General features: G+C 67.3%; 24 protein-coding genes. 14 read left to right on the forward strand and 10 right to left on the reverse strand.

Features of this window, described 5'->3' with window-relative positions; translation table 11 throughout:
- Positions 1-62: 62 nt before the first annotated feature.
- Complete coding sequence (locus tag AB0395_RS31825) at positions 63-188, reverse strand: lasso RiPP family leader peptide-containing protein (RefSeq protein WP_366287471.1); 126 nt, start codon at positions 186-188, stop codon at positions 63-65.
- A 977-nt stretch (positions 189-1,165) separates the two neighbouring features.
- On the opposite strand from AB0395_RS31825, the gene AB0395_RS31830 reads away from it, so the two are divergent.
- Together AB0395_RS31830 and AB0395_RS31835 are read left to right on the forward strand one after the other, a co-directional pair.
- Entirely contained in the window at positions 1,166-1,684 is a 519-nt protein-coding gene (locus tag AB0395_RS31830; RefSeq protein ID WP_366287534.1) for an LmbU family transcriptional regulator, read from the forward strand.
- A 320-nt stretch (positions 1,685-2,004) separates the two neighbouring features.
- Positions 2,005-2,553, forward strand: coding sequence for a GNAT family N-acetyltransferase (locus AB0395_RS31835; RefSeq protein ID WP_366287473.1), 549 nt, complete (start codon positions 2,005-2,007; stop codon positions 2,551-2,553).
- A 147-nt stretch (positions 2,554-2,700) separates the two neighbouring features.
- Here AB0395_RS31835 and AB0395_RS31840 read toward each other — a convergent pair whose 3' ends face one another.
- Complete coding sequence (locus AB0395_RS31840; RefSeq protein WP_366287475.1) at positions 2,701-3,513, reverse strand: alpha/beta hydrolase; 813 nt, start codon at positions 3,511-3,513, stop codon at positions 2,701-2,703.
- Between the two features lie 204 nt (positions 3,514-3,717).
- On the opposite strand from AB0395_RS31840, the gene AB0395_RS31845 reads away from it, so the two are divergent.
- From AB0395_RS31845 to AB0395_RS31865, 5 genes are all read left to right on the forward strand, one after another.
- A complete protein-coding gene (locus AB0395_RS31845) occupies positions 3,718-6,456 on the forward strand; it encodes an AAA family ATPase (RefSeq protein WP_366287477.1) in 2,739 nt (912 codons plus the stop codon).
- An 81-nt stretch (positions 6,457-6,537) separates the two neighbouring features.
- Positions 6,538-7,362, forward strand: a complete 825-nt coding sequence (locus tag AB0395_RS31850) for an alpha/beta hydrolase (RefSeq protein ID WP_366287479.1) — start codon at positions 6,538-6,540, stop codon at positions 7,360-7,362.
- Positions 7,363-7,396: 34 nt separating this feature from the next.
- On the forward strand, positions 7,397-8,236 hold the full coding sequence (locus tag AB0395_RS31855; protein WP_366287481.1) for an alpha/beta hydrolase: 840 nt from the start codon (positions 7,397-7,399) through the stop codon (positions 8,234-8,236).
- 27 nt (positions 8,237-8,263) lie between these two features.
- The gene (locus AB0395_RS31860) at positions 8,264-9,043 is read left to right on the forward strand and encodes an MBL fold metallo-hydrolase (RefSeq protein WP_366287483.1); all 780 of its coding nucleotides are present in this window, start codon (positions 8,264-8,266) and stop codon (positions 9,041-9,043) included.
- Between the two features lie 425 nt (positions 9,044-9,468).
- Positions 9,469-10,287: a sugar nucleotide-binding protein gene (locus AB0395_RS31865; RefSeq protein WP_366287485.1), complete on the forward strand. Its 819-nt coding sequence runs from the start codon at positions 9,469-9,471 to the stop codon at positions 10,285-10,287.
- Positions 10,288-10,359: 72 nt separating this feature from the next.
- Here the strand turns inward: AB0395_RS31865 and AB0395_RS31870 are convergent, their stop codons facing one another.
- Positions 10,360-11,559 (reverse strand): MFS transporter, encoded by a 1,200-nt coding sequence (locus AB0395_RS31870; RefSeq protein ID WP_366287487.1) that lies wholly within the window; start codon positions 11,557-11,559, stop codon positions 10,360-10,362.
- Between the two features lie 67 nt (positions 11,560-11,626).
- Between AB0395_RS31870 and AB0395_RS31875 the strand changes: the two genes are divergently transcribed.
- Complete coding sequence (locus AB0395_RS31875; protein ID WP_366287489.1) at positions 11,627-12,232, forward strand: helix-turn-helix domain-containing protein; 606 nt, start codon at positions 11,627-11,629, stop codon at positions 12,230-12,232.
- A gap of 201 nt (positions 12,233-12,433) precedes the next feature.
- Positions 12,434-13,510 carry an RDD family protein gene (locus AB0395_RS31880; RefSeq protein ID WP_366287491.1) on the forward strand — a complete coding sequence of 359 codons (1,077 nt, stop codon included), beginning with the start codon at positions 12,434-12,436 and terminating at the stop codon, positions 13,508-13,510.
- A 166-nt stretch (positions 13,511-13,676) separates the two neighbouring features.
- Here the strand turns inward: AB0395_RS31880 and AB0395_RS31885 are convergent, their stop codons facing one another.
- The 6 genes from AB0395_RS31885 to AB0395_RS31910 all read right to left on the reverse strand — a co-directional run bounded on the left by AB0395_RS31885 (position 13,677) and on the right by AB0395_RS31910 (position 18,308).
- A complete protein-coding gene (locus tag AB0395_RS31885; protein ID WP_366287536.1) occupies positions 13,677-14,981 on the reverse strand; it encodes a sigma-70 family RNA polymerase sigma factor in 1,305 nt (434 codons plus the stop codon).
- Positions 14,981-15,400, reverse strand: coding sequence for a YciI family protein (locus tag AB0395_RS31890; RefSeq protein ID WP_366287493.1), 420 nt, complete (start codon positions 15,398-15,400; stop codon positions 14,981-14,983). The genes AB0395_RS31885 and AB0395_RS31890 overlap by 1 nt, the downstream gene beginning before the upstream one ends.
- A gap of 362 nt (positions 15,401-15,762) precedes the next feature.
- Entirely contained in the window at positions 15,763-16,128 is a 366-nt protein-coding gene (locus tag AB0395_RS31895) for a peptidase inhibitor family I36 protein (protein WP_366287495.1), read from the reverse strand.
- Between the two features lie 199 nt (positions 16,129-16,327).
- On the reverse strand, positions 16,328-16,912 hold the full coding sequence (locus AB0395_RS31900; RefSeq protein ID WP_366287497.1) for an EF-hand domain-containing protein: 585 nt from the start codon (positions 16,910-16,912) through the stop codon (positions 16,328-16,330).
- Between the two features lie 227 nt (positions 16,913-17,139).
- Positions 17,140-17,652 (reverse strand): NUDIX domain-containing protein, encoded by a 513-nt coding sequence (locus AB0395_RS31905; protein WP_366287499.1) that lies wholly within the window; start codon positions 17,650-17,652, stop codon positions 17,140-17,142.
- 101 nt (positions 17,653-17,753) lie between these two features.
- On the reverse strand, positions 17,754-18,308 hold the full coding sequence (locus tag AB0395_RS31910; RefSeq protein WP_366287501.1) for a CGNR zinc finger domain-containing protein: 555 nt from the start codon (positions 18,306-18,308) through the stop codon (positions 17,754-17,756).
- Between the two features lie 83 nt (positions 18,309-18,391).
- Between AB0395_RS31910 and AB0395_RS31915 the strand changes: the two genes are divergently transcribed.
- Both AB0395_RS31915 and AB0395_RS31920 read left to right on the forward strand, forming a co-directional pair.
- Positions 18,392-19,252 carry an alpha/beta hydrolase gene (locus tag AB0395_RS31915; protein ID WP_366287503.1) on the forward strand — a complete coding sequence of 287 codons (861 nt, stop codon included), beginning with the start codon at positions 18,392-18,394 and terminating at the stop codon, positions 19,250-19,252.
- A complete protein-coding gene (locus tag AB0395_RS31920) occupies positions 19,249-19,851 on the forward strand; it encodes an NAD(P)H-binding protein (protein WP_366287505.1) in 603 nt (200 codons plus the stop codon). The genes AB0395_RS31915 and AB0395_RS31920 overlap by 4 nt, the downstream gene beginning before the upstream one ends.
- Positions 19,852-19,975: 124 nt before the next feature.
- Here AB0395_RS31920 and AB0395_RS31925 read toward each other — a convergent pair whose 3' ends face one another.
- Complete coding sequence (locus AB0395_RS31925; protein WP_366287507.1) at positions 19,976-20,122, reverse strand: glycosyltransferase family A protein; 147 nt, start codon at positions 20,120-20,122, stop codon at positions 19,976-19,978.
- A 592-nt stretch (positions 20,123-20,714) separates the two neighbouring features.
- Between AB0395_RS31925 and AB0395_RS31930 the strand changes: the two genes are divergently transcribed.
- The 3 genes from AB0395_RS31930 to AB0395_RS31940 all read left to right on the forward strand — a co-directional run bounded on the left by AB0395_RS31930 (position 20,715) and on the right by AB0395_RS31940 (position 21,694).
- On the forward strand, positions 20,715-20,852 hold the full coding sequence (locus tag AB0395_RS31930; RefSeq protein ID WP_366287509.1) for a hypothetical protein: 138 nt from the start codon (positions 20,715-20,717) through the stop codon (positions 20,850-20,852).
- Positions 20,849-21,247, forward strand: a complete 399-nt coding sequence (locus AB0395_RS31935) for a MarR family winged helix-turn-helix transcriptional regulator (RefSeq protein WP_366287511.1) — start codon at positions 20,849-20,851, stop codon at positions 21,245-21,247. The genes AB0395_RS31930 and AB0395_RS31935 overlap by 4 nt, the downstream gene beginning before the upstream one ends.
- A gap of 150 nt (positions 21,248-21,397) precedes the next feature.
- Positions 21,398-21,694, forward strand: a complete 297-nt coding sequence (locus tag AB0395_RS31940; protein ID WP_366287513.1) for a hypothetical protein — start codon at positions 21,398-21,400, stop codon at positions 21,692-21,694.
- The last annotated feature ends 16 nt before the right edge of the window (positions 21,695-21,710 follow it).

Raw genomic sequence — 21,710 nt, forward strand, 5'->3', positions numbered from 1 at the left:
GCCTGGCAAACAGTGTGGGTGAGGTGAGATGACTCGCCTCACCCACACAATGAATTGCCGTACTACGGCTTGATGAACGTGTGTCCACCGAAGAGGTCGCGGTAGTCCCACCAGGGGTAGCCGTTAGTGACCTCGCGGAATCCGCCAATCTTTTCCAAGACCGGGGCGACGTAAATCTGCTTCTCCATGCTTCTCACCTCCTGCTCAGGGTCGGGCCACAGGCCAGGCGCAGCCGCGCCTACTAAGCCCCGCAATGGGAGACGGTCGGGGCATTTACCCCAAGCCCGTGGCTCGTGAGATCACGCTAACACGCTATGCGGGAGATTGGTTAGATCGATATTTGGTATATCCAGAATTGGCAGCCGGTTATCTCTCGGGGCTGCTTTCAAGAAATATGATTCGCGTACGCGGATACCACGATATACCTCCGTCTGTCATCTTCTTATAAATAGTAGGAGTGCTTTCCCTGGCCTGCTGTTTCAGTGCTTGCGACTACGGTGTGGATATTTCTGAATGCAGGCCGTGATGAGGCTGGAAGCGGCGGAGGCGGGTGTTCGCGAATGGCGTCCACGTGACGGGCCGGGGTCGGACGGCCTGCCACGGTGAGCAGGGGCATGCCGGTATCCAGGCCGGTTTACGACATCTCGGCCGCGCTGCCGAGGGCGACGTCCTGCAGTGTTAAAGGTTGACATCCTATGACAGAGACGGAAATCATTAAAGGTGTGTTTCTGCGGACTTCCGTTGGCGGAAAGCCAACTCAGGAGAGCCATGAAGTGTCCGATTTCCTCCTTGCCGCCGACTGATCACATCGCGCTATCGCGAAGCACGCCCACACGCATGAAGGCGTTCCTGGTCGAAGCATGATCGACCATGCGTGTGACGATTTCGGGGGGTGGAGGTAGGGCTCTCCTGCGCCCCATGGTTGTGGCCAAGCAGGGGCTGGCCCTAAGGAATCAGCGTCGGAGCCGAGCCGAGCTGGCGTTGGCTCTCTTCTATGGGTTTCAAACCAGGGGGATGATGCTCAATGGCGATGCCACTCCTCGATCCTGTCCCAGCGAAGGGGGAGAAGCGCGTCACCGCCCGTCGAGGGGGTGGCGGGGCGCGGAAGAACCCTTCGCAGGAAAGACTGGGGCTCGACTCCCGCGTACAAGCCAGGAGGCTCGGGCTGCTGCTTCCCGTGGACATGTCGTTCGAATCGTGGCGGAGGATCGGTGATCAATTGTGTGTGATCGCCGACTCCTCCACCTGGTGGCTGGGCGATTGGCTGGTCTACGGCGAGGAGTTCTTTCCCGACCGATATCGGATAGCCCTCGCCAAGACCTCGCTGTCGTACAAGACACTCCGTAATTACGCGTGGGTGGCTCGCAAGTTCCCGGTGTCCCGTCGACGGGACACGCTGAGCCTGCAGCACCACGCCGAAGTGGCCGCCCTGCCGGAAGACCAGCAGGAGATCTGGCTCACGCGCGCGGAAAGCGAAGGCTGGCCGCAGAGCAGGTTGCGCAAGGAGATCCAGGGAAGCCGCGCCCATATCGAGAGTGCGGACCTGGTCAAGATGACCATTTCCGTTACGGTCTCTTCCGGGCAGGAGCAGCGCTGGATCGCGGCGGCGCGGAATGCGGCCGTCTCCCTGCCCGAGTGGATCGCCCGCACACTCGATGAAGCCGCGGCGCCAATCGACCGCTAGTACTGCGACAACATCTCGTTTTTGTAGTACTAAGCTTGATCTCTAACCTGTGCGTTGTTGTCGGGCGGTCATCGTGGGGCTCCGTTTGACGGTTTTGCCGACGCCGTAGCGAGGTGCCGGTCCGCGATTCTTGGAGCCGGGCGGGCGCCCAGGACCGGGCTTGCCGGGTTTCGGTGCGCCGGCCGGAAGGGTGACCTTCGCGCGGAGGTTCCGAAATCCCCGGCGGGACTCTCGCGGGGGTCAACCGGCGGGCGGGGCGGGGGCGTCGGCTAGGCCTTCTCTTTCGGATCACTCTCACGGCGTCCGATAGGTTGTCTGCCATGGCAGAACTCGGTCCCGTCGCCTGGCCACCTGCCCCGATAAGGACCGAACGCCTTGTGCTCCGTGAGCCCGAGGCCCAGGACCGTGCGGCGCTCATCGAACTGTTCACCTCGCCCGAGGTGGGCACCTACATTGGTGGCCCTCGACCGCGTGATGAGTTCGAGCGCGCGTTGCCTGCCGTGCCCACGCGGCGCCCCGGCCTTTTCGTGGTCGATCTCGATGGGGCGATGATCGGCATCATCGAGATCGACCGGCGCGACGCCGAGCGTCCGGGACACGTCCGTCCGGATGGCGGTGAGGCCGAGCTCGGCTACATGTTCCTGCCGGAGGCCTGGGGATACGGGTACGCCGCCGAGGCGTGCGCGGCGGCACTCGACTGGATCGCCGCCGCGCTTCCCCGCGAGCCGGTGGTGCTCAGCACCCAGACCGCCAACGACCGCTCGATGCGCCTCGCGATGAAGCTGGGGTTCACCGAGGTGGAGCGGTTCGAGGAGTACGGCGCCGAGCAGTGGTTCGGTGTGTGGTCCTCGGTCACGCCGTCCGGTTGAACTCGGCCGTTTCTCTCAGATCATCTGAATCGTTGGTCTGGGTATGTCGTCGACCGATGCCCAATGGGTTGGATCGAGCCGCTGTTCTGGCGATAAGCGGGCACCAACCTGTCCGGCACCGACCGCACTCGGTGCCGGACAGGTTGGCTAGCGGGCAGCCCGCAGGATCAACTTCGTCACCACGTTGGGGTGGCTCATCATCGCGACGTGTGAGCTGTCGATCTCGACGGTCGTGGCGCCGGCCCGCTTTGCCATCGTGCGTTCGGCTTCGGGCGGGATGATCTTGTCCTGCCGGGCGATGAGATACCAGCTCGGCACCGACTTCCACGCCGGCGCACCGGACGGTGTGACGAGCGCCGCCAGCGCGCCGGGCCGCTGGGTCGCGGCCATGACGCCGGTGGTGCTCCGCGGAAGATCCTGCGCGAACAAGCTGTGGAAGTAGGCGGGGTCGATGTAGGCGTCCCCGTCTCCCGGGGCGGCGCCCGGGTAGGGACGCACGATGAGGTGGTCGGTCACGTCGGTGTGGCCACCGCCCAGCGAGTTCGCGGCGGCGACGCTCTCGCCCTCCTCAGGGGCGTAGGCCGCCACGTAGACCAGCGCCTTGACCTTCGGGTTTCCTGTGGCGCCGTTGCTGATCACCGCCCCTCCGTAGGAATGGCCGACGAGCACGACCGGACCGTCGATGGTGGTCAGGAACTGCCGGAGGTACTCGCCGTCCGCCTGCGGTCCGCGCAGCGGGTTGGAGAACGCGACCACTTTGTAACCGGCCGTGAGCAGTTGGCCGGTGACGGTGTTCCAGCCGCTGGAGTCGGCGAACGCACCGTGAACCAGGACGATCGTCGGCTTCGCCGATGATGTTCGGTTCACCTGTTCTGCAGCGGCGGCGCGGGGGCCGGAGGACGCGTTCGCGGAGGTGGCGGGCCCGGTGAGAACCAGCCCGCTCAGGAGGACAGTGGCCACGGCGCCGGTGACTGTCCCGAGCAACCGACGACGCGGACGGGAGCGCGGAGGCGCGCTGGCTTGGGAGTTGAAGGATGTCATGGGGACTCCTCGGGTCGATGGGACCCGCACATCGTCGGCCGGTGGACGCAAGTGTCGGACCACGTGATGTTCGTAGTCATCCACCGCTGGTGCTGTCCGCGCGGATGACCTACCGTCGTCCACATGATCAGACCCGCGGGGCTCTTCGGTCGCGATGACGAACGGCGGCGGTTGGGTTCACTGCTCAGCCACGCGCGCAACGGCCGTGGAGGATCACTTCTGATCACCGGTGAACCGGGAATCGGCAAGACGGCGCTGCTCGAGGCGGCCACTGCCGGCGCGGTCGGTTTGTCGACGCTTCGGCTCGACGGTTTCGAGTCGGAGATGACGCTCCCCTTCTCGGCCATCCAGCGGCTGACCATCCCATTGGGCGAGCATTTACCCGCCCTTCCCGAGCGCCAGCAGCAGGCGATCCAGGTTGCCTCGGGCGTCGCCGAAGGACCGCCACCCGATCGTTTCCTGGTGGGGCTGGGGGTGCTCGGACTCCTCGCCGCGGCTGCCGCCAAGACGCCCGTCGTGTGTGCTGTGGACGACGCACACCTGCTGGACCAGGAGAGTCTGGAGGTCATGGCTTTCGTGGCTCGGCGTCTGGCCGTTGAGCCGGTTGCCATACTGTTCACCGCCAGGGATGAAGAAGGTTTCGCCGCCCGCATGGGCGGCGTTCCCGAGCTGGTGCTCGGCGGGCTCGATCAGGAGTCCGCCACCGCTCTTCTCAGAAGGTCGCTCGCCGCTCCGATCGATCCGGCTTCAGCGGCCTCGATCGCGCGGGCCACGGGTGGGAACCCGCTCGCGCTCATCGATCTTGCGGAGGGCCTGTCCGCGCCGGAGCTCGGCGGTGTTGGCCTTGGTAGCGACCCGATCCCGGTGGGCCGTCGTCTTGAGGCGCACTATGTGCGGCGTGTGCGGCAGACGGACGCCGAGGTCCAGCAGTGGGTGCTGCTGGCCGCCGCGGATACGACAGGCAACGTCGACTTCATCACCTCCGCAGGGCGCGCGATGGGTCTCGGTGAGGGCGTCGCCGATCGGGCCGAGGCCGCCGGGCTGGTGGAGCTGCGGGAAACGGTCCGGTTCCGGCACCCGTTGGTGCGATCTGCCGTCTACAACGCGCCCTCGGGTGCGGACCGGCGGCGGGCACACCGAGCCCTGGCCGCAGCCGCGGACCACCTCGGGATGGTCGAGATCGAGGCATGGCATTCGGCGAAGGCCACGCTGGGAACGGACGCACGCGTGGCCGACCGGCTGGAGCACACGGCAGACCTCGCCGCGCGCCGTGGTGGGGTCGCTTCGCGGGCGAGCATCCTCGCCCGCGCCGCAGAGCTGACCCCGCCCAGCCGGGTCAAGGACTCGCGTCTGGTCGGCGCGGCAGAGGCCGCCCTCGCTGCGGGGGCCGCCCAGGTGGCCCGGGAGCTGCTGGAGCGGATCGACACGGATTCCGCCGATCGGGTCGATCGAGGGCGTGTGATCGTCGTTCGCTGTGCGCTGGGCATGTTCATCGCGGATCCCACCGTGCTGTTGCTTGGGACGGCCGAACTCGTCCGGGCCGCGGATGAGTTCAGCGGACGCGACGCCGAGCGTGAACACCGGACACTCCTCAAGGCGTTCGAGTTCTGTATGACCGCCGACCGATTCATGCAGGGCGTCTCGCTGCACACCTTGGGCCGGCGCTTTGAGGCGGTGTCGGCGTTGGGTGGCGGGCTGGACACGACCATCTTGGCCGGCCTCGGGGCGCTCATCCTGGAGCCCTACGCACAGGCGGTTCCGCTGGTCAGGGCGGCCTTCGACGCGATCTTGAAGCTGCCGGATCGCGAGATGATGGACATGGGGCCGGCGATCGCGGCGCTGGGGACCTTCCTGTGGGATGACGCCGGTCGCAGGGCCGGGCTCGCCCGGGCCGCCACGGCGGCTCGCGAGGCCGGGGCGCTCCAGGCACTCGATTCGTTGCTGTGGGTCACGTCGCTGGCTGAGCTGACCGGTGGAACCGTGAAGCGGGCCGAGGAGGCCATGGAGCAGGTCCGCGAAGTACGGCTTGCGATGGGCTATGACGCGGAGAACGTGATCAATGCGGCCTTGATGGCGTGGACCGGTTCACCGCGCCATGTCGTCCTCGCCATCGCGGACGGTGCGAACTCCGTCGGCTTCGGTGGCGTCGGGGCCTCCGCGGTCGCGGCCGTCGGCCTTCGCGACATCGCAGAAGGCAACTACCGCGACGCCTACGACCGCCTCAAGCCGCTGGTCGGGGAACCGTTTCTGCAGGTGACGCCCACCCAGTACGCCGACTTCGTCGAGGCCGCGGTCCGGAGCGGGCACACCCACGAGGCACAGCCGTACGTCGACCTGCTCATCGACCGAGCCACGGCGAACGGGTCCCTGTGGTGCGGTGGGGTCGCCGACCGCGCTCGAGCGTTGACCAGCGAGGACTCGACGGCGGAACCCCACTTCGTGGCCGCGATCCAGGCGCTTGAGCGAACATGCGCGGAGATCGACCTTGCCCGCGCCCATCTGCTCTACGGCGAGTGGCTGAGGCGGATGAGACGCCGCCGTGACGCGGGCGAGCAGCTACAACTGGCAGTCCAGCACTTCGAACGCAGCGGCGCCCAGATGTTCCTGGAGCGGACCCGTGCTGAGCTCGAGGCGGTCGGCGTGAAGCCGGTTGGCCGCCGTGGCTCCGGTACACCCGATCTGACCACTCAGGAGTCAACCGTCGCCCGCCTGGCGGCACTCGGACACACGAATCCGGAGATAGCGGCCAACCTCTTCATCAGTGTGAACACGGTCGACTACCACCTGCGCAAGGTGTTCCAGAAGCTGGGCATCTCCTCACGGCGCCAGCTCGCAGACAAGCTGAAGGCCGCCGACCGCTGAGCGACTACGTGAATCACGTGGTCCGCGAGAGCGGGCACCGGCGGCACGCTCGATTCACCCATCGAGCACAAGGAGGCCACGGTGCCCTACGTCACCGCCGATGACGGAGCCCAGATCTTCTACAAGGACTGGGGGACCGGCGGATCCCCGGTTCTGCTCAGCCACGGCTGGCCGCTCAACTCCGACGCCTGGGAGGCGGCCGCACTCTTCCTCGCCGAGCACGGGCACCGCGCCATCGCCCACGACCGGCGTGGCCACGGCCGCTCGTCGCAGACCTGGCACGGCAACGAGATGGACACCTACGCCGACGACCTGGCCTGCCTGATCGACAATCTTGACCTGCGGGACCTCACCTTGGTCGGGCACTCGACCGGTGGCGGGGAGGTCGTCCACTACATCGGCCGCCACGGCAGCGATCGCGTCTCGAAGGTGGTCCTCGTGGGCGCCGTACCACCGCTGATGCTGCGCACCGACGACAACCCCGAAGGGCTGCCGATCGAGACCTTCGACGCGATCCGCGCGGGCGAGGTCGCGAACCGATCCCAGCTCTACCGAAACCTGGCCGACGGCCCGTTCTTCGGGCACAACCGCAGGCAGGATGTCGACCAGGGCTTCCGGGACGCGTTCTGGCTGCAGAGCATGGCGTGCGGGCACCGAGGCGCGTACGAGTGCATCGCGGCCTTCTCGGCCACGGACTTCCGGCCGGATCTGGCCAAGATCGATGTTCCTACCCTGGTCATCCACGGTGATGACGACCAGATCGTGCCGTTCGAGGTCGGGGGGAAGCGGTCGGCCGAACTGATCGACGGTGCCGTGCTGAAGGTCTACGAGGGCAGCGGACACGCCCTGCCCGACACCGACCGCGACCGCCTGCACGCCGACCTGCTCGCCTTCATCGACGCCTGAACTCATCGACGCCTGAACCACCGAAGGAGCCTCCATGAACCACAGCATCCGTCCCGACACCGTGGTACTCGTACACGGCCTGTGGATGACGCCCCGCAGCTGGGAGAACTGGGTCACGTACTACGAGGCCAAGGGCCTCACCGTGATCACCCCCGCCTACCCGGGCTTCGAGATCGAAGTCGAGGCACTCCGCGAGAATCCGGACGTCATCGCCAAACTGACCGTCCCCGAGACCGTCGACCACCTCGCCGGCGTCATCGAGGCCATCCCGACGCCGCCCATCATCATGGGTCACTCCTTCGGCGGAACGCTGACCCAACTGCTTCTGGCCCGCGGGCTGGGATCAGTAGGGGTGGTCATCGACTCCGCGCCCACCGAGGGAGTCCGGGTCAGTCCGCTGTCGCAGGCCAAATCACTGTTCCCGGCGTTGAAGAATCCGGCCAACCGCCACAAGGCCGTCGGCTTCACGCCCGAGGAGTTCCACTATGCCTTCACCAACACCCTCACCGAGGAGGAGTCGCGCAAGGTGTGGGACCGCTACGCCATCCCGGCTCCTGGTCACTGGGTGTGGGAGTACGGGCTGTTCGCGAACTTCAAGCCCGGACATCAGGACACGTGGGTCGACTACGCCGCCGACCGCGCCCCGCTGCTGTTCATCGGCGGCGAGAAGGACCACATCATGCCGCCGTCGGTGAACAAGTCGAACGCCAAGCACTACAAGAAGTCTCCCGCGGTCACCGAGTACCACGAGTTCGAGGGCCGTGACCACTGGACCTGCGGCGCACCCGGATGGGAAGCCGTGGCCGACCATGGCCTGGCCTGGGCCCTGGAGCACGCGACGTTCTCCTCCCGTGACACCCACGCGGGATCCTGACCCGGTGCGGATGAAGGTGGCCCGCCCATGACGACCCTCACCCACGTGGGCGGGCCCACCGTCTTGGTGGAACTCGACGGTTGGCGCATCCTCACCGACCCCACCTTCGACCTGGCAGGACGGCGGTATGGATTCGGGTGGGGCACCTCGTCCGTCAAGCAGCGCGGCCCCGCCCTGGCGGCCGAAGACGTCGGCCCCCTCGACGTCATTCTGCTCAGCCATGATCACCACGCTGACAACCTCGATGACCTAGGCCGGGCCTTGCTTCCTCGCGCGACCACGGTCGTGACGACGAGGTCCGGGGCGCGACGACTGGCCCTGCCCAACGCTCGCGGTCTCACCGCAGGCGAGACGACGCGCCTCACCGCACCGGGAAAGCCACCGTTGACCGTCACCGCTACCCCCTGCCGGCACGGACCACCCTTGAGTCGTCCCGTCGCCGGAGACGTGATCGGGTTCGCCCTCGCCGTCGGCCACCGGCCAGGCGTCGCGGTGTGGATGACGGGTGACACCGTTTTGAACCGGCCGCTCCGCCGGATCGCACGCTGGCTGGACGTCGACGTCCTGCTCCTCCACCTCGGCAGCGTCCGCTTCCGGCAGACCGGCGCCCTGCGCTATTCCATGGACGGCCGGGACGCCGTCGAGCTGCTTGCCTTGTCGCGACCGCGTGTGGCCGTTCCCGTTCACTACGACGGCTGGTCACACTTCTCCGAGTCACCGGAACACCTGCGCAGCACGCTGGCCGCCGACCCCGGTTCGAATTCCGTCGTCTGCTGGCTCGAGCAGGGAATCCCGACCGGCATGTGAACGTGAGGGACACGAGTGGGCCGCTCCGCCGCGCCGGCCGACCGGTTCCCCGCCAGAAGCTCTACGGCCGGGTCTTGCCAACGCCATTGCCGACAACGGCTGCGGACGGGGCTGGACGATGCTGAATTGAACTCCAGACCCTGCGAGACGCTTGGTTGGGAAACCTTGACCGAGCGTCTCGCCAGGCTTCTCGCCGCTGACAATTGACCACCGTGTTACAACGCCCCCTGGAACGCGCCTCATCTCGGAAGGCCTTTCGCGTGCCGTACGGCAGCGAAACACGGTAACGGCGTGGACGTGACCGTCGGTTCGGGCGCCAGCTGATGATGACCCGGCTTCGAAGTGCCGATGAGTATGAGCGCCATGTCTCGGGAGGCGAATGCGGCGCCCACTTCGGGGCGACCGGTCAACTATGGTGACCGGCCATGAGACTCCTCATCGTCGGCGGCAGTGGTTTTCTCGGCGGCGAACTCGCTCGGCAGTGTGCGGCGGCCAAGCATGAGGTGGCCGCGACCTACCTGACCCGATCAGGAGAGACCGAGAATGTTGAGTGGTTGCCGCTCGATGTGCGCCGACGAGAGGACGCCGACGCGCTGATCGGCGCGTTTCAGCCAGAGGTGGTCATTAACGCCGCGTACCGGCAGACAGATTGGACGACCACGGCGACGGGAGCCGTGAACGTGGCTCTCGCTGCCTCTGCGGCAGGTGGGCGCCTGGTCCATGTGTCCAGCGACGCCGTCTTCTCCGGTGCCGCGATCCGCTACGACGAGACGTGCTTCCCCGACCCGATCACCCCGTATGGTGCGGCCAAAGCCGCTGCCGAGACAGCGGTGACCGCGATCGCGCCAACCGCTGTGATAGCCCGGACATCCCTGATCATTGGAGACGGTGGTTCTCCGCACGAGGCGCTGGTGCATTCACTGGCCACCGGCAGGGCGAGAGGAATGCTGTTCACCGATGATGTGCGATGCCCTGTGCATGTCGTCGATCTCGCTGCGGCGCTCCTCGAACTCGCCGAATCCGAGTATCACGGCATCCACCACGTCGCTGGAACCGATGCGGTAAGCCGATACGAGCTGGGGCTGCTCATCGCCCGACGTGATGGACTCGACGCGGACCAATTGCCTTCGGGTCGAAAAGCAGACACCAACGTGCCCGGCCCGCTGGATGTGCGCTTGGAGTGCGGCATGACTCAGCGGCGGCTTCGGACCAGACTGCGGGGCGCACAGCAGTTTCTGGGGTGAGGTTCACCAAGGCGTCCCGCGCGCGGGGATGCCTCGCATGTCCTAGGTGTGCGATAGAGGGGGTAATCGACGTCAGGGCTTGCCGTGCGCGGCGCTGAGGGCCGGAGTGCGCCGGAGCGTGGGGGACAGGGTGCCGATGCCGCAGCAGACGGCGAGGTAGCAGCTGAGGACGATGATGGCGGTGACGGCTCCGCCGTACTGGGTCAGTACGCCCCCGACCAGCGGTGCGAGTGGCGTGATGCCCATTGTGGCGACGTTGAGCAGGGACTGGATTCGGCCCTGCATGTGATCGGGGACGGTCCGGGCCACCTCGACGGCGAGGGCGATGTTCAGCGCGGGCGCGACCAGGCCGGCGACGAACAGGATGGCCGCGGGCCAGTAGGTGCCGAGCGGCAGTGCCATCAACGGCAGGACGATTGCGAGAAACCAGCAGCCGGTGAGCATGAGGCGGCCGGTGGGCAGCAGCCGGGTGAGCCATCCGGAGATCGCGGCGCCGAGCAGGCCGCCGATTCCCAGGGACGCCATGACGGCGCCGACCTGTACTGGTGAGCCGACGAGTACGATCAGCGGGATCATGATCGCGTTGACGGCCAGGTTGGCCGTCAGGACCAGCCCGCAGACAGCGCGGAGCAGGCGCTGGTCCCACATCCACCGCGCGGACTCGGCGATCCCTTCGAACATGCTCTGCCGCGGGGCAGGCTCGGCAGGTCGGCGGGGGACCCGGGCGAACGCGACGCAGACGAACGAAACCAGGTAGGTGACGGCGTCGACCAGGAAGGGTACGGCGCGGCCGACTGAGAACAGCAGGCCGCCGAGCGGCGGCCCGGCCAGTCCGGCGGCGTGCTTGCGGGTCTGCTCCTGGGCGTAGGCGCTCGGCAGTTGCTCCCTGGGCACCAGCGCGCGCAGGGAGGCGACGTGCGCGGGCTCGAAGAGCGCGCCCGCGGCGCCGTTGACGATCGAGGCCGCGATCAGATGGGCCAGCGTCAGGCCGTCGGTGAAGGCTGCCAGCGCGACGCTCGCGATCGTGGCGGCCCTGACGAGGTCGGTGCCCAGCAGCACGCGGCGGCGATCCCAGCGGTCCACCAGCACTCCGGCGGGCAGAGCGAAGACCATCCCGCTCGCCAGCTCGATCGCGCCGATCAGTCCGGCCTGGCCTGGTGAGCCGGTCAGCGCCAGTACCAGCAGGGGATAGGACAGCCAGGTAAGGGTCGATCCCAGCTCGGAGGCAGCCGAGCCTAGCCAGAACAGTTGAAAACGGATGTTTCTCCGCAAGGGCTGCATGCTCCACCACAATAGTTGTACAAGAAGTCTTGTACAACTTTCCTGGTAGAATGACGATATGGAAGAGGCTCACCGTCATCTCGGCCCCAAGGACACCGGCGCGCTCAAGGCGCTCAGTCATCCGCTGCGGATGCGGCTGCTCCTGACGGTCGAGGAGATCGGGCCGGCCACGGTCGGCATGCTCGCCGCCCACCTGACGCAGCCGGTGGGCGTGATCAGCTACCACCTGCGGCAGCTGGCCCATCACGGGCTGGTGGCGGAGGTCCCGGAGCTGGCCCGCGACCGGCGCGAGCGGTGGTGGCGATTCGTGCCGACGGAGAGCTTGTCGCTGACACCCTCGGAGTTCGCCGACGACCCCGTCGGCCTGATCGCCTCGCGGGCCATGATGCTCCAGTGGGTTGAGGTCACCGCCGAGCGGATGCGGAGCTGGGTGGAGGGCATGCATGCCTGGCCGCAGGAGTGGCAGGACGCCTCGAGGCTCGGTCTCCTCAAGCCGATGCGGTTGACCGCGGAGGAGCTCAGCCGGTTCAGCGTAGAGCTCGATGAGCTGGTGGAACGCTGGCGGGTCCACGGTGAGAACGCCGCGGACGACTCAGCCGATCGCAGGCGGGTCGCCTTGCACTGCTACGCGGAGCCGCTGGGCCCGCCGCCGGACCGGCCCTGATCTGCCGCGCGGGCACCCAGGCGACGGCGATTCCGTACGGCGAGCGCTAACCGAAGGCCGCACCGCAGCCCGGAAGGGAACCGTCTCTGATTCTTCCTCGGTGTGTGGCGCCGTGCCCGACCTGGGTCACCGTGTCTCCGCGTCTCCGCCGCTTCGCCGGAGTATCGGTAGGGTGTCCCTCTCCAGGGCGAAAGGATCATCTTGCCGCAGTTCTCCCGGTTATCGCGGTCAGCGCTGTCGGCATGGGGGGTGGCCGCGCTCGTCGCTGTTCTCCCGACGTGGGAGCTGTGGCGCGAGCGCCTCGATTTCGAGGAGTTCACCCGGACTTACGGGGGGTCCGATCAGGTTTACGGGTACGTGTGCCTGTTCGACAGTGGATCGACGCTGTCCCCGCTTGCCCCGCTGCGTCATGATCTCGAAGTGGTCAAGGAACTCACGACGGAGTGGGCGGTTCCGGCTCTGGTGGTCCTCCTCGGCCTTGTCGCGTGTCTCGGCCGCAGGGATCCCAGGGTGATAGGTCGGCGAGTGGCGGGACTCGTCGTCATGATCGCGCTCATCGACCCTCTCGCCTCGTTGTACAGCGATCGGGGGATCTGCGGGGAGACGGTCCCGCTGTTCAGCGCCGACTGGTTCACGGGAGTGGCCGGAGGGTGGGGGATCACCCAGCTGTTCCTCCTGACAGCCGCGGCGCTGGTGCTTGGCGCGTCGCGAGCGATGCGACCCGTCACCTCGAGTGAGCCGAGCGAGTCACGGGCCGAGATGATGCCGGACGAGTCACGGACCGGGATGATATGGCGTCGACCTGCGGCGGCTCTGGCCGACTATCTGATCGTTGTTTCGGTCTTCAGCGCCGTCGTGGGGCTGGCACGGCTCTTGATCGGTATCGGTTTCATGATCGGCATGGGGGCCGGGCTTCTGAGGCGGGCCGACGTATACGTGTTCCAGAGCGATGTGAAGCTCGCGGGATTGGCCATTCTGGCCGGGCTGTTCGCCTACTTCTGGGTGCAGCACGTCGTATGGGGGCGGACTCTCGGCAAACGACTGCTGGGCGTTCGCGTCATCGTCGCGCGGACGGGTGGACGATTGGGGGCGGGAAAGGCGGCTCTTCGCACATTGATCTTCCCTCTGTTCGTCCTCGTCCCGGGCGTCGGGCTGTGGTGTCTTCTGGTGGACGGGTTGTGGACGCTCCTCGATCCGGAAGGCCGGGTCCTTCGTGATCGCTTGCTGGGCGCCGCGGTGGTGCGCGACCGGGTGAAGCACGCTCAGCCTCAGATATAGCCGGTCGCCGTCATCTGATCTCGCTGACGCGAACGCTGACAAAAGACTGGACGGATCTGGAGGACCGAGGAACGCATCACGCTGTGGCAGGCAGACTCAGCAGACTCGGCAGAGGCGGCGATCCTGCCGGCCGAGCAGGAGGCGACCGAGTACGGGCGGCCGGATGTCATGGCAGCGCAGCCGCCTTGCGCAGCAGTACCGACCGCTCGCGGGCGTTGCGGCACAGCCGGGCGGCGAGTTCCAGCTCGGCCCGTGCCTCGGCGATCCGGCCGAGCCGGGCGAGCAGCTCACCGCGCACGCTCGGGAGCAGGTACGACCCTGACAGGCGGTCGGAGACGATCAACTCGTCCACGATGGACAGCGCCTGCTGCGGTCCGTCCGCCATCGCGACGGCGACGGCCCGGTTGAGCTCGACGACGGGTGACGGAGCCACGCGGCCGAGCGCCTCATAGAGGAGCACGACGCGTTCCCAGTCGGTCTCCGGCACCGAGGACGCCGACGCGTGGCAGGCGGCGATCGCCGCCTGCAGGCCGTACGGCCCGAGGCCGCGTCCGACAGCCGAGGCCCGGCCGATCGCGGCCAGGCCGCGACGGATCGCCGAACGGTCCCACAGGCTCCGGTCCTGATTCTCCAGGAGCACCGCCTCGCCATCGGGCCCGACGCGTGCGGGAAAGCGCGCTGCTGTGAGCTCGAACAGCGCGAGCAGCCCGTACGCCTCCGGCTCATCGGGCAGCAACGCGGTCAGCATCCGGGCCAGCCGGATCGCCTCGTATGCAAGATCAGAGCGCAGCAGGCGGTCACCGGTCGTCGCCGTCGAGCCCTCCGTGAAGATCACGTACAGCACGCTCAGGACACCTCCGAGCCGCTCGCGCCGTTCCTCGGACGGAGGCAGCTCGAACGGCACCGCCGCCGCGGCGATCGTCTTCTTCGCCCGAGTGATCCGTGCCTGGACGGTTGGCACGGGTACGAGGAACGCTCTGGCGATCTCCTCGCTCGACAGGCCGCCGACCGCGCGCAGCGTCAGGGCCACGCGGGCCTCGGGCGAGAGCACCGGATGGCAGGCCACGAACATCAGCGCGAGGATGTCGTCGTCGACCCGGTCGGGATCCCACGGCAGGTCGTCCGCCCGGTCCTGCGGGGTCAGCGCGCCCGAGCTCGTCTCACCCTCGGTGAGCCGGCCGGCGAGCGCGGCGTACCGCTCGTCGAGCGCCGACCGGCGGCGGAAGCTGTCGATGGCGCGTCGCCGCGCGGTCGCGAGCAGCCAGCCCACCGGGCTCGACGGCGCGCCGTCACGCGCCCAGGTGACGAGCGCCTCAGCCACCGCCTCCTGCGCGACGTCCTCGGCGAGCTCGAAGTCCCCGGTGTAGCGGGCCAGCGCACCCACGATTCGTGCGGACTCGATCCGCCAGACGGCCTCGACGGCCCGCCGCGCCGACTCGGTGCTCGGCGGACCGCCGGTGGCCGCGGGCATCAGAGCTGGCCGGTCCGCTCGCGCCACGCCCGCTCACTGATGACCCACTCGTTGTCCTGCGGGAACTCGTCGATACTCGGCACCCGGCGGACCTCACACTTCGTACCGGTGAACGCGGGGAGGCGCTTTGCCCACTCGACCGCCTCCTCCTTCGACGCCACGTCGATCACGTAGAAGCCGCCGAACAACTCCTTCGTCTCGCCGTACGGGCCGTCGGTGACCACCGGCGTCTCGCCGCTGAAGTCGACCACCACGCCCTGGGCCGGGTCGTCCAGGCCCTCGGCGGCGACGAGCACACCGGCCCGGATCATCTCCTCGTTGAAACGCCCCACCGTCTCGAGCATCTCCTCGAAGGGCGTCTCCATCATCTTCGCGAGGGATTCGTCCGTGCCTCGCATGATCAGCATGTACTTCGCCATCTTCGATCTCCTTGACCTCGGGGTCGCCTCTCGACCCTCTCACTTCTAGGTCGAACGGGGCAGTCGCGGATCGACACGGTAGACGGACGCGAGCCGTGGTTTCGTCTGGCTGGCCTTCGGTCAGCCAGATGAAGCCCGTGTTGCTCTCGATGGTCCATTCCCTGGTGACAAGGGCGGCGCTTCCAGGAATGTCCTTCTCTTTCTCATACGAGAAGTAGGGGAATGCCCCGCACACTCGATACAGGCCCAGCCACCGGCAGGAGTCGTTGGATGTCGTTGTCATCGTTCGCGGCCAGGTGGGGCGTCGCCGGGTGGGGCGTCGCGGACCGCGGCTCAGCGGTTCCCCACCCGGCCGGGCCGTCTCACCACACGAGCATGACGCTGAGGGCGGCCGGTGAGATGGCCGGCGCCGACTGTGTCGGGCCGACCCCACCGACGTAGAGCCCTGTGCAGCCGGTGGAGGCGTAGAACGCCGCGACCGCGGGGATGCCGGGCGACCCCACGGTGTTGACCGCCGACCTGATGGGGAAGGCGGGCTGGACACAGCCCGCGCCCAGCGGCAACTGGACCATCGCACCGCTGTAGTACGGGCCACTCCATCCACAGATGGAGCCGGGCGGGCAGCCTTGGAAGCCTGAGGCGTTGGCCGCCTGCGGCACGAGCGGTGCCAGCAACGCCGCCGCCACGGCGGCGACCTGGAAGACGCGTCTGCCTCGACGTATGGACATGAGGGTTCACCTCTTCACGGGGGGTTTACGCCCGACCTTGACAGCGAGTCTCTGGCCCGTCAATCTCTCGGCGGAGGCGGATCTGGGGCGGGAGGGCGCCGAAACTGTCACACCCCCGGGGATGGTTTCCAGAGGTCCTGGTGATGACTGCTCTCCTCGCCCTTCCACGCGTCGCCACCCCGGAATCTGGGGCGGCGGGTCAGAGGGGGCCGAACAGGAGGTTTCCGATGCTGTCGGGGCTGTCGCTGAGATAGAAGTCCCTGGCCAGGGACCGGAATTCCGCGCGGCCGAGCAGGCCGTCGCCGTTGTCCAGATGGGCGAACGTCTGCTGTGCCGCGGCCGGGGTGAGGCCGAACACCGTGAGGGTCTGGATGTACTCGTCCTCGCGCACCTGTCCGTCCCCGTCGAGGTCCATCAGGTCGAAGACGGCGTCGACGGCGGGGCCGAGCGCGGTGTCGAACCCCTCGGGCTGCGCGGCCATCTGGCCGAGGGCCGTGACGAACTGCTCACGCGTGATCGTGCCCTGACCATCGGAGTCGAGCGGCCTGACCACCTGGTCCCAGAACCGGGTGAACGACGCGCGGATCGGCTCCCCGGCGGCCGACCCCGGCTGAGGGGTCAGGTCGTCGCCCGACACGTCCCCCAGGCGGTGGTAGTCGGCGAGATCGATGACGCCGTTGCGGTCGGCGTCCAACAGGTCGAACAGACGATCGAACCTGTGCTTCTGCGGGTCGGTCAGCATGCTTTTCGCCCTCCCGTTCGTCTCGGGGGTCGGCTCCTTCATCGGCCGCACCACGTCTCACCGTAGTCACTCGAGCGCGAGTGGTCACTGGCGGATGCCGCCGCATGCGGCCATCCACGAACATGTGGCTTTTCGGAAATGGTCACATCGAGTGACGCACGCTCACCGACGCGCCCTTTCCTCGTACGGCTGCGCCCTTGTGCTGCTGGCGCTTCCCTCCGCGGGGATCTGGTTCGACGGCTGAGAGCCCTTCCTGGCCGGAGGCGTTCTCAGGCGAAGGGGTCCGGGTGGTGCCAGGGGAAGACGACGGGCTCGGCGGGGATGTCGCCGGTGAGCAGGCGCTCCAGTAGGCCGGTCAGGCCGAGCGGGATGATCCGCTCATCGGTGCCGTGCAGCTCGGGCAACGACCACCAGCGAAAGTCGTCGATCATCGAGCGTTCGAGGTCCTCCATGTTGGAGGTGTCGACCTCCGTTTTTCCCGCGCGGAGAAAGAAGAAGGAGTCGAAGGAGCGGAAGAGTCTGCCGTCCGCGTGGTACCAGTGGCCGGAGCTGGTGGCCACGACGTGTCCGAGCGCCTCGGGTGTGACCGAGTGTCCGGCCTCCTCGCGAAGCTCGCGGGCCGCGGCCTGGTTCAGGGTCTCACCGTCGTTGACGCCGCCGCCAGGGGTGAACCAGGCGTAGCCGGAGTCCCTCATCAACCCCAGCCCGCGGTAGAGCAGAATCCGGTCCCGGTCGTCGACCAGCAGGATCCGTGCGGACGGGCGAAGAATCGCTTCGGGCATGACGGTGATCATATGTGGGGCTTTGCCGGATTGGTTGCCGGTCGGCCCCGTGGCACACGTGGGTGGGGGCCGGGATCGGACGGCCCGGGGCGCGCCGCGGGTCATGGTTTGTGGCGCCGGTAGTAGCGCGCGACCCGGACCCGGTTGCCGCACAGCTCGGGGGAGCACCAACGGCGCCGGGGGTGCGCGGGCAGGAACAGCATGCAGCAGCCCGGCCCCTCGCAGTCGCGCACCGTCCCGATCGGCCCCGCCAGCAGGTCGATCGTCGCACCCGCGAGCAGCGCGAGCAGTGTGGAGCAGTAGTCGCCCTGCCGCTCGGCACCGACGACCACCCTGCCGTCCTCCCAGCCCAGCGTCCGGTACGGCGAGGCCAGCCGGTCCGCCTCGCTCAGCGCGAGCAGTGCGTGGCCCGGGGGCTCGAGGCCCCGCCGCGCCTGGTCGATCACCGTGGTGACGACCTCGCGCAGCTCAAGGACGGCTGCCAGGTCGGCCTCGGTGAGGGGGGCGGCGGGTTGGGGAAGTCGGTGCGACTGTGTCCCGAGCCACTTCCGCAGCCCCTCGATCGTCGCCAGGTGGTCGACGGGGCCCTCGGGGGAGCCGCCCATGGTGTTGATCAGGTCGAGTGCGAGCGGTTCGCCCGTCAGCGGGAGGTCCATGCTTCTAATGGTACTTCGTCGCGTTGACGCATTAGCAGATCGCGCGCTATAACTAATGCATCTTCGAGCGAAAGAAGCATGTGATGAACGTGCCGAACGTTGCCCACCGGTTCGTGGACGTGGACGGAGTGCGGGTCTTCTACCGGGAGGCCGGGCCCGCCGACGCGCCCACGTTGCTCCTGCTGCACGGCTTCCCCTCGGCATCGCACCAGTTCAGACGCCTGATCGATGCCCTTGGTGATCGGTACCACCTCATCGCTCCCGACTATCCCGGGTTCGGGCACACGGAGGCTCCGGCCGGGTTCGAGTACTCCTTCGACGGTCTCGCCGACGTGGTCGAAGGGTTCGTGGACAAGCTCGGGCTGGAGCGGTTCGCGCTCTACACGTTCGACTTCGGGGCGCCCGTCGGGTTCCGGCTGGCCGTACGGCGTCCCGAGCTGGTCACGGGCCTGGTGGTGCAGAACGGCAACGCCTACGAGGAGGGGCTGAGCGATATGGCACGGGGGTTCATCGCCCTCGGGCCCGGCGAGGAGGAGCAGGTGCTCGGCCTGCTGACTCTGGAGGCGACCAGAGGGCAGTACGAGGGCGGCGCGTCCGACCCCGAGACGGTCGCCCCCGACGGCTGGACTCTCGACCAGCACTTCCTCGACCTGCCCGGTCGCAAGGAGAGTCAGATCGCCCTGGCGTTCGACTACAAGAGCAACGTCGCGCGCTACCCCGAGTGGCAGGCGTGGCTTCGCGAGCACCGCCCGCCGACCCTGATCGTCTGGGGACGCAACGACCCCTTCTTCCTGGAGGAGGGGGCCAGGGCCTTCCTCGGGGATGTTCCCGAGGCGGAGTTGCATCTAGTCGATACCGGGCATTTCGCACTCGAAGAGAAACTTCCGGAAATCGCCCCCCTGATCGCCGACTTCCTCGAGCGTGTCGGAAAGGACAGCAAATGAAGATCGCAGTTATCGGCGCGACCGGCCACATCGGCTCGACCATCGCCCGCGAGGCCCGCGAGCGCGGTCACGAGGTCACCGGCCTCGCCAGGAACGCCTCCTCGCTGGAGAGCGGGGTCGCCGTCGACGTGCTCGACCCCGAGTCGATCGCGAGGACGCTCCCCGGATACGACGCGGTGATCGTGTCGGTGAAGGGCGACGTGCCGGGCGCCGTACGGAACCTGATCGACGTGCTCCCCGGGATCAAGGTGACGCGGGTGCTGGTCGTGGGCGGCGGCGGCAGCCTGGAGTACGCCCCCGGGCAGCGTTTCGTCGACGGCCCCGACTTCCCCAAGGAGTATCTCGCCGACGCCCAGGCCCAGGCGAGGGCTCTCGACCTGCTCAGGGCGGAGGGCGACGCGCTCGAGTGGTCCTACGCCAGCCCGCCTCCGGCGTACCTGGTCGACGGTGAGCGCACCGGCGTCTACCAGGTGAGGGGCGGCGACACGCCGATCGACGGCATCGCCACCCGCATCAGCGTCCCGGACTACGCGGCAGCCCTGATCGATGTCCTGGAGAACGGCTCCTTCATCCGCGAGCGCTTCACCACCGGTTACTAAAGACCTGTCGATCAATAACTTGCGTGCTCACATGGCTTCCACCGAGGTCATCATGCTGGGAACAAGCAAGTTATTTCTCTGCGAGCCTTAGATGCAGATGGATGGAGGGCCGTCCTCATCGCCCCTACGACGGTGGCCGTCTGGGAGCCGGGGTGCTGGAGCCGTCGTCCACGACATGGATCTCATCCGGCGGACGGGAGGAGTTAAGCAGGCCCACGATGGTGGAGTTCAGCGCCTCGGTCGTCTCGTTGTAAGCGGGGATGATTGCCACTATCCATCCCTTGGCCGGTGGGAGGTGAGTGAATCGGCGAGGGTAAACCGTCGAGCCGAGCACGGCCAGGAAAACGCCTGTGGTGAGTAGATAGACCCCCCATCGACTCCCAATTCGCGGGGTCGCCGAGGAACGTGCGAAAGATGAAAATCCATGCGACGGCGGCGACAAGCACGAACATGCCGGCTGTCGCTACCCGTAAGCCATCGTGCTGCTTACGGCGCCTCACTTCACCCTCCTCCTTCTCCTGGTGGCGACGCGGTAGCCGACCAGGCCAGCCACTACCAGCAAGGCCGTAAACGTGAGGATAGTCGACAATTCGGGCGTTTTTAATGATAGTGCGATTACGCCCTCAAATTGGATGGCTGTGTGCATGAATTATCCTTTTCGGTCGGCAAAAATGCCGACAAATTGAGGTAGCCTTCTTGCGTCCAAAATGTTACTGATGGGAGAGTCGTGAATCTGGGGCTTTCTCCGATATTCACCGATCGATTCCCGCTGCGCATGCCGCATTCACCGTCCCCCTTCTGAAAATGAGGAGACGAAATCAGGAACGACTTTCAGGTGCGGCAGAGCTCCTATGGTCGTGGCCATGACGCTGCGTGTGGTGATCGCCGATGACGAGGACCTGATCCGCGCGGGCCTGTGGATCATCATCGATTCCGAGCCCGATCTCACCATCGTGAGCGAGGCGGCCGATGGGGGTCTCCGCCGCGGCCATGGCGCGTGAGGTCTACGACTGAGACCGTTCGTGACGGGGACATCGGCCGCAGGCCTCACGTGCCGGGGCGCCTCAGCCGGGACGCACGTCCAGGCGATCCGGGAGCGCCGACGGTCGGCTCCGTCGCCGACCGCCTGGGTGTCGACCAGCCTCGCGCTAGCCGCCTGGTGGCGAGGGACGTTGAGGCGGGCCTGGTCAGGCGGGTCGCCGATCCTGTCGACGGCAGGCGGAGCACCCTGGAGCTCACCGGCCTTGGCGTTGAGCACGCGGAGCGGGTCCACGCCTTCAGGTGGGAGGTCTTCGGTACGGCGGTGCGCGACTGGCCCGAGCGCGACCAGTGGGAGTTCGCCCGCCTGCTCACCGCCTTCGTCGAGGCGCTGGGGCGGCGGCGGAGCAAGGGCTGAGCCGCCCTGCCCCCCGGGCACCGTCGAGGTGGGGAAGGGGCGGATCAAGGGTCATGGAAAGACGGATGCGTTTTGACCCAACCGTGCTTGCCCATGCCGGTGGACGGGGGTGGAGTCGTGGGGTAGCGAGTACGAGGAGGGGAGAATTCCATGAGCTTCGTACAGGTCATCGAGTTCGACACCACCCACGAGCAGGACATCCAGCGAGTGATGGATGACTGGCGTGACTCGACGGAGAACGAACGCACGGTCACGCACACCACCCTCACCCGCGACCACACGCGACCCAACCACTACGTCGCCATCGTGGAGTTCCCGTCGTATGAGGAGGCGATGCGCAACAGCAGCATGCCGGAGACCGACGCACTGGCCAGGCGCATGCGGGACCTGTGTGACGGGCCGCCCCGGTTCGTCGACCTCGACGTCATCAGAGACGAGGACCTCTGAGAACCGCCCCGTTCCG

Source organism: Streptosporangium sp. NPDC051023, assembly GCF_040689595.1.
GTDB lineage: Bacteria > Actinomycetota > Actinomycetes > Streptosporangiales > Streptosporangiaceae > Streptosporangium.

What these genes read in the sequence shown, in the direction of transcription:
- AB0395_RS31825 (WP_366287471.1), bottom strand. Translation starts at nt 188, where the DNA reads ATGGAGAAGCAGATTTACGTCGCCCCGGTCTTGGAAAAGATTGGCGGA.
- AB0395_RS31835 (WP_366287473.1), top strand. Translation starts at nt 2,005, where the DNA reads ATGGCAGAACTCGGTCCCGTCGCCTGGCCACCTGCCCCGATAAGGACC.
- AB0395_RS31845 (WP_366287477.1), top strand. Translation starts at nt 3,718, where the DNA reads ATGATCAGACCCGCGGGGCTCTTCGGTCGCGATGACGAACGGCGGCGG.
- AB0395_RS31855 (WP_366287481.1), top strand. Translation starts at nt 7,397, where the DNA reads ATGAACCACAGCATCCGTCCCGACACCGTGGTACTCGTACACGGCCTG.
- AB0395_RS31860 (WP_366287483.1), top strand. Translation starts at nt 8,264, where the DNA reads ATGACGACCCTCACCCACGTGGGCGGGCCCACCGTCTTGGTGGAACTC.
- AB0395_RS31865 (WP_366287485.1), top strand. Translation starts at nt 9,469, where the DNA reads ATGAGACTCCTCATCGTCGGCGGCAGTGGTTTTCTCGGCGGCGAACTC.
- AB0395_RS31875 (WP_366287489.1), top strand. Translation starts at nt 11,627, where the DNA reads ATGGAAGAGGCTCACCGTCATCTCGGCCCCAAGGACACCGGCGCGCTC.
- AB0395_RS31885 (WP_366287536.1), bottom strand. Translation starts at nt 14,981, where the DNA reads ATGCCCGCGGCCACCGGCGGTCCGCCGAGCACCGAGTCGGCGCGGCGG.
- AB0395_RS31890 (WP_366287493.1), bottom strand. Translation starts at nt 15,400, where the DNA reads ATGGCGAAGTACATGCTGATCATGCGAGGCACGGACGAATCCCTCGCG.
- AB0395_RS31895 (WP_366287495.1), bottom strand. Translation starts at nt 16,128, where the DNA reads ATGTCCATACGTCGAGGCAGACGCGTCTTCCAGGTCGCCGCCGTGGCG.
- AB0395_RS31900 (WP_366287497.1), bottom strand. Translation starts at nt 16,912, where the DNA reads ATGAAGGAGCCGACCCCCGAGACGAACGGGAGGGCGAAAAGCATGCTG.
- AB0395_RS31905 (WP_366287499.1), bottom strand. Translation starts at nt 17,652, where the DNA reads ATGCCCGAAGCGATTCTTCGCCCGTCCGCACGGATCCTGCTGGTCGAC.
- AB0395_RS31910 (WP_366287501.1), bottom strand. Translation starts at nt 18,308, where the DNA reads ATGGACCTCCCGCTGACGGGCGAACCGCTCGCACTCGACCTGATCAAC.
- AB0395_RS31915 (WP_366287503.1), top strand. Translation starts at nt 18,392, where the DNA reads ATGAACGTGCCGAACGTTGCCCACCGGTTCGTGGACGTGGACGGAGTG.
- AB0395_RS31920 (WP_366287505.1), top strand. Translation starts at nt 19,249, where the DNA reads ATGAAGATCGCAGTTATCGGCGCGACCGGCCACATCGGCTCGACCATC.
- AB0395_RS31930 (WP_366287509.1), top strand. Translation starts at nt 20,715, where the DNA reads ATGACGCTGCGTGTGGTGATCGCCGATGACGAGGACCTGATCCGCGCG.
- AB0395_RS31940 (WP_366287513.1), top strand. Translation starts at nt 21,398, where the DNA reads ATGAGCTTCGTACAGGTCATCGAGTTCGACACCACCCACGAGCAGGAC.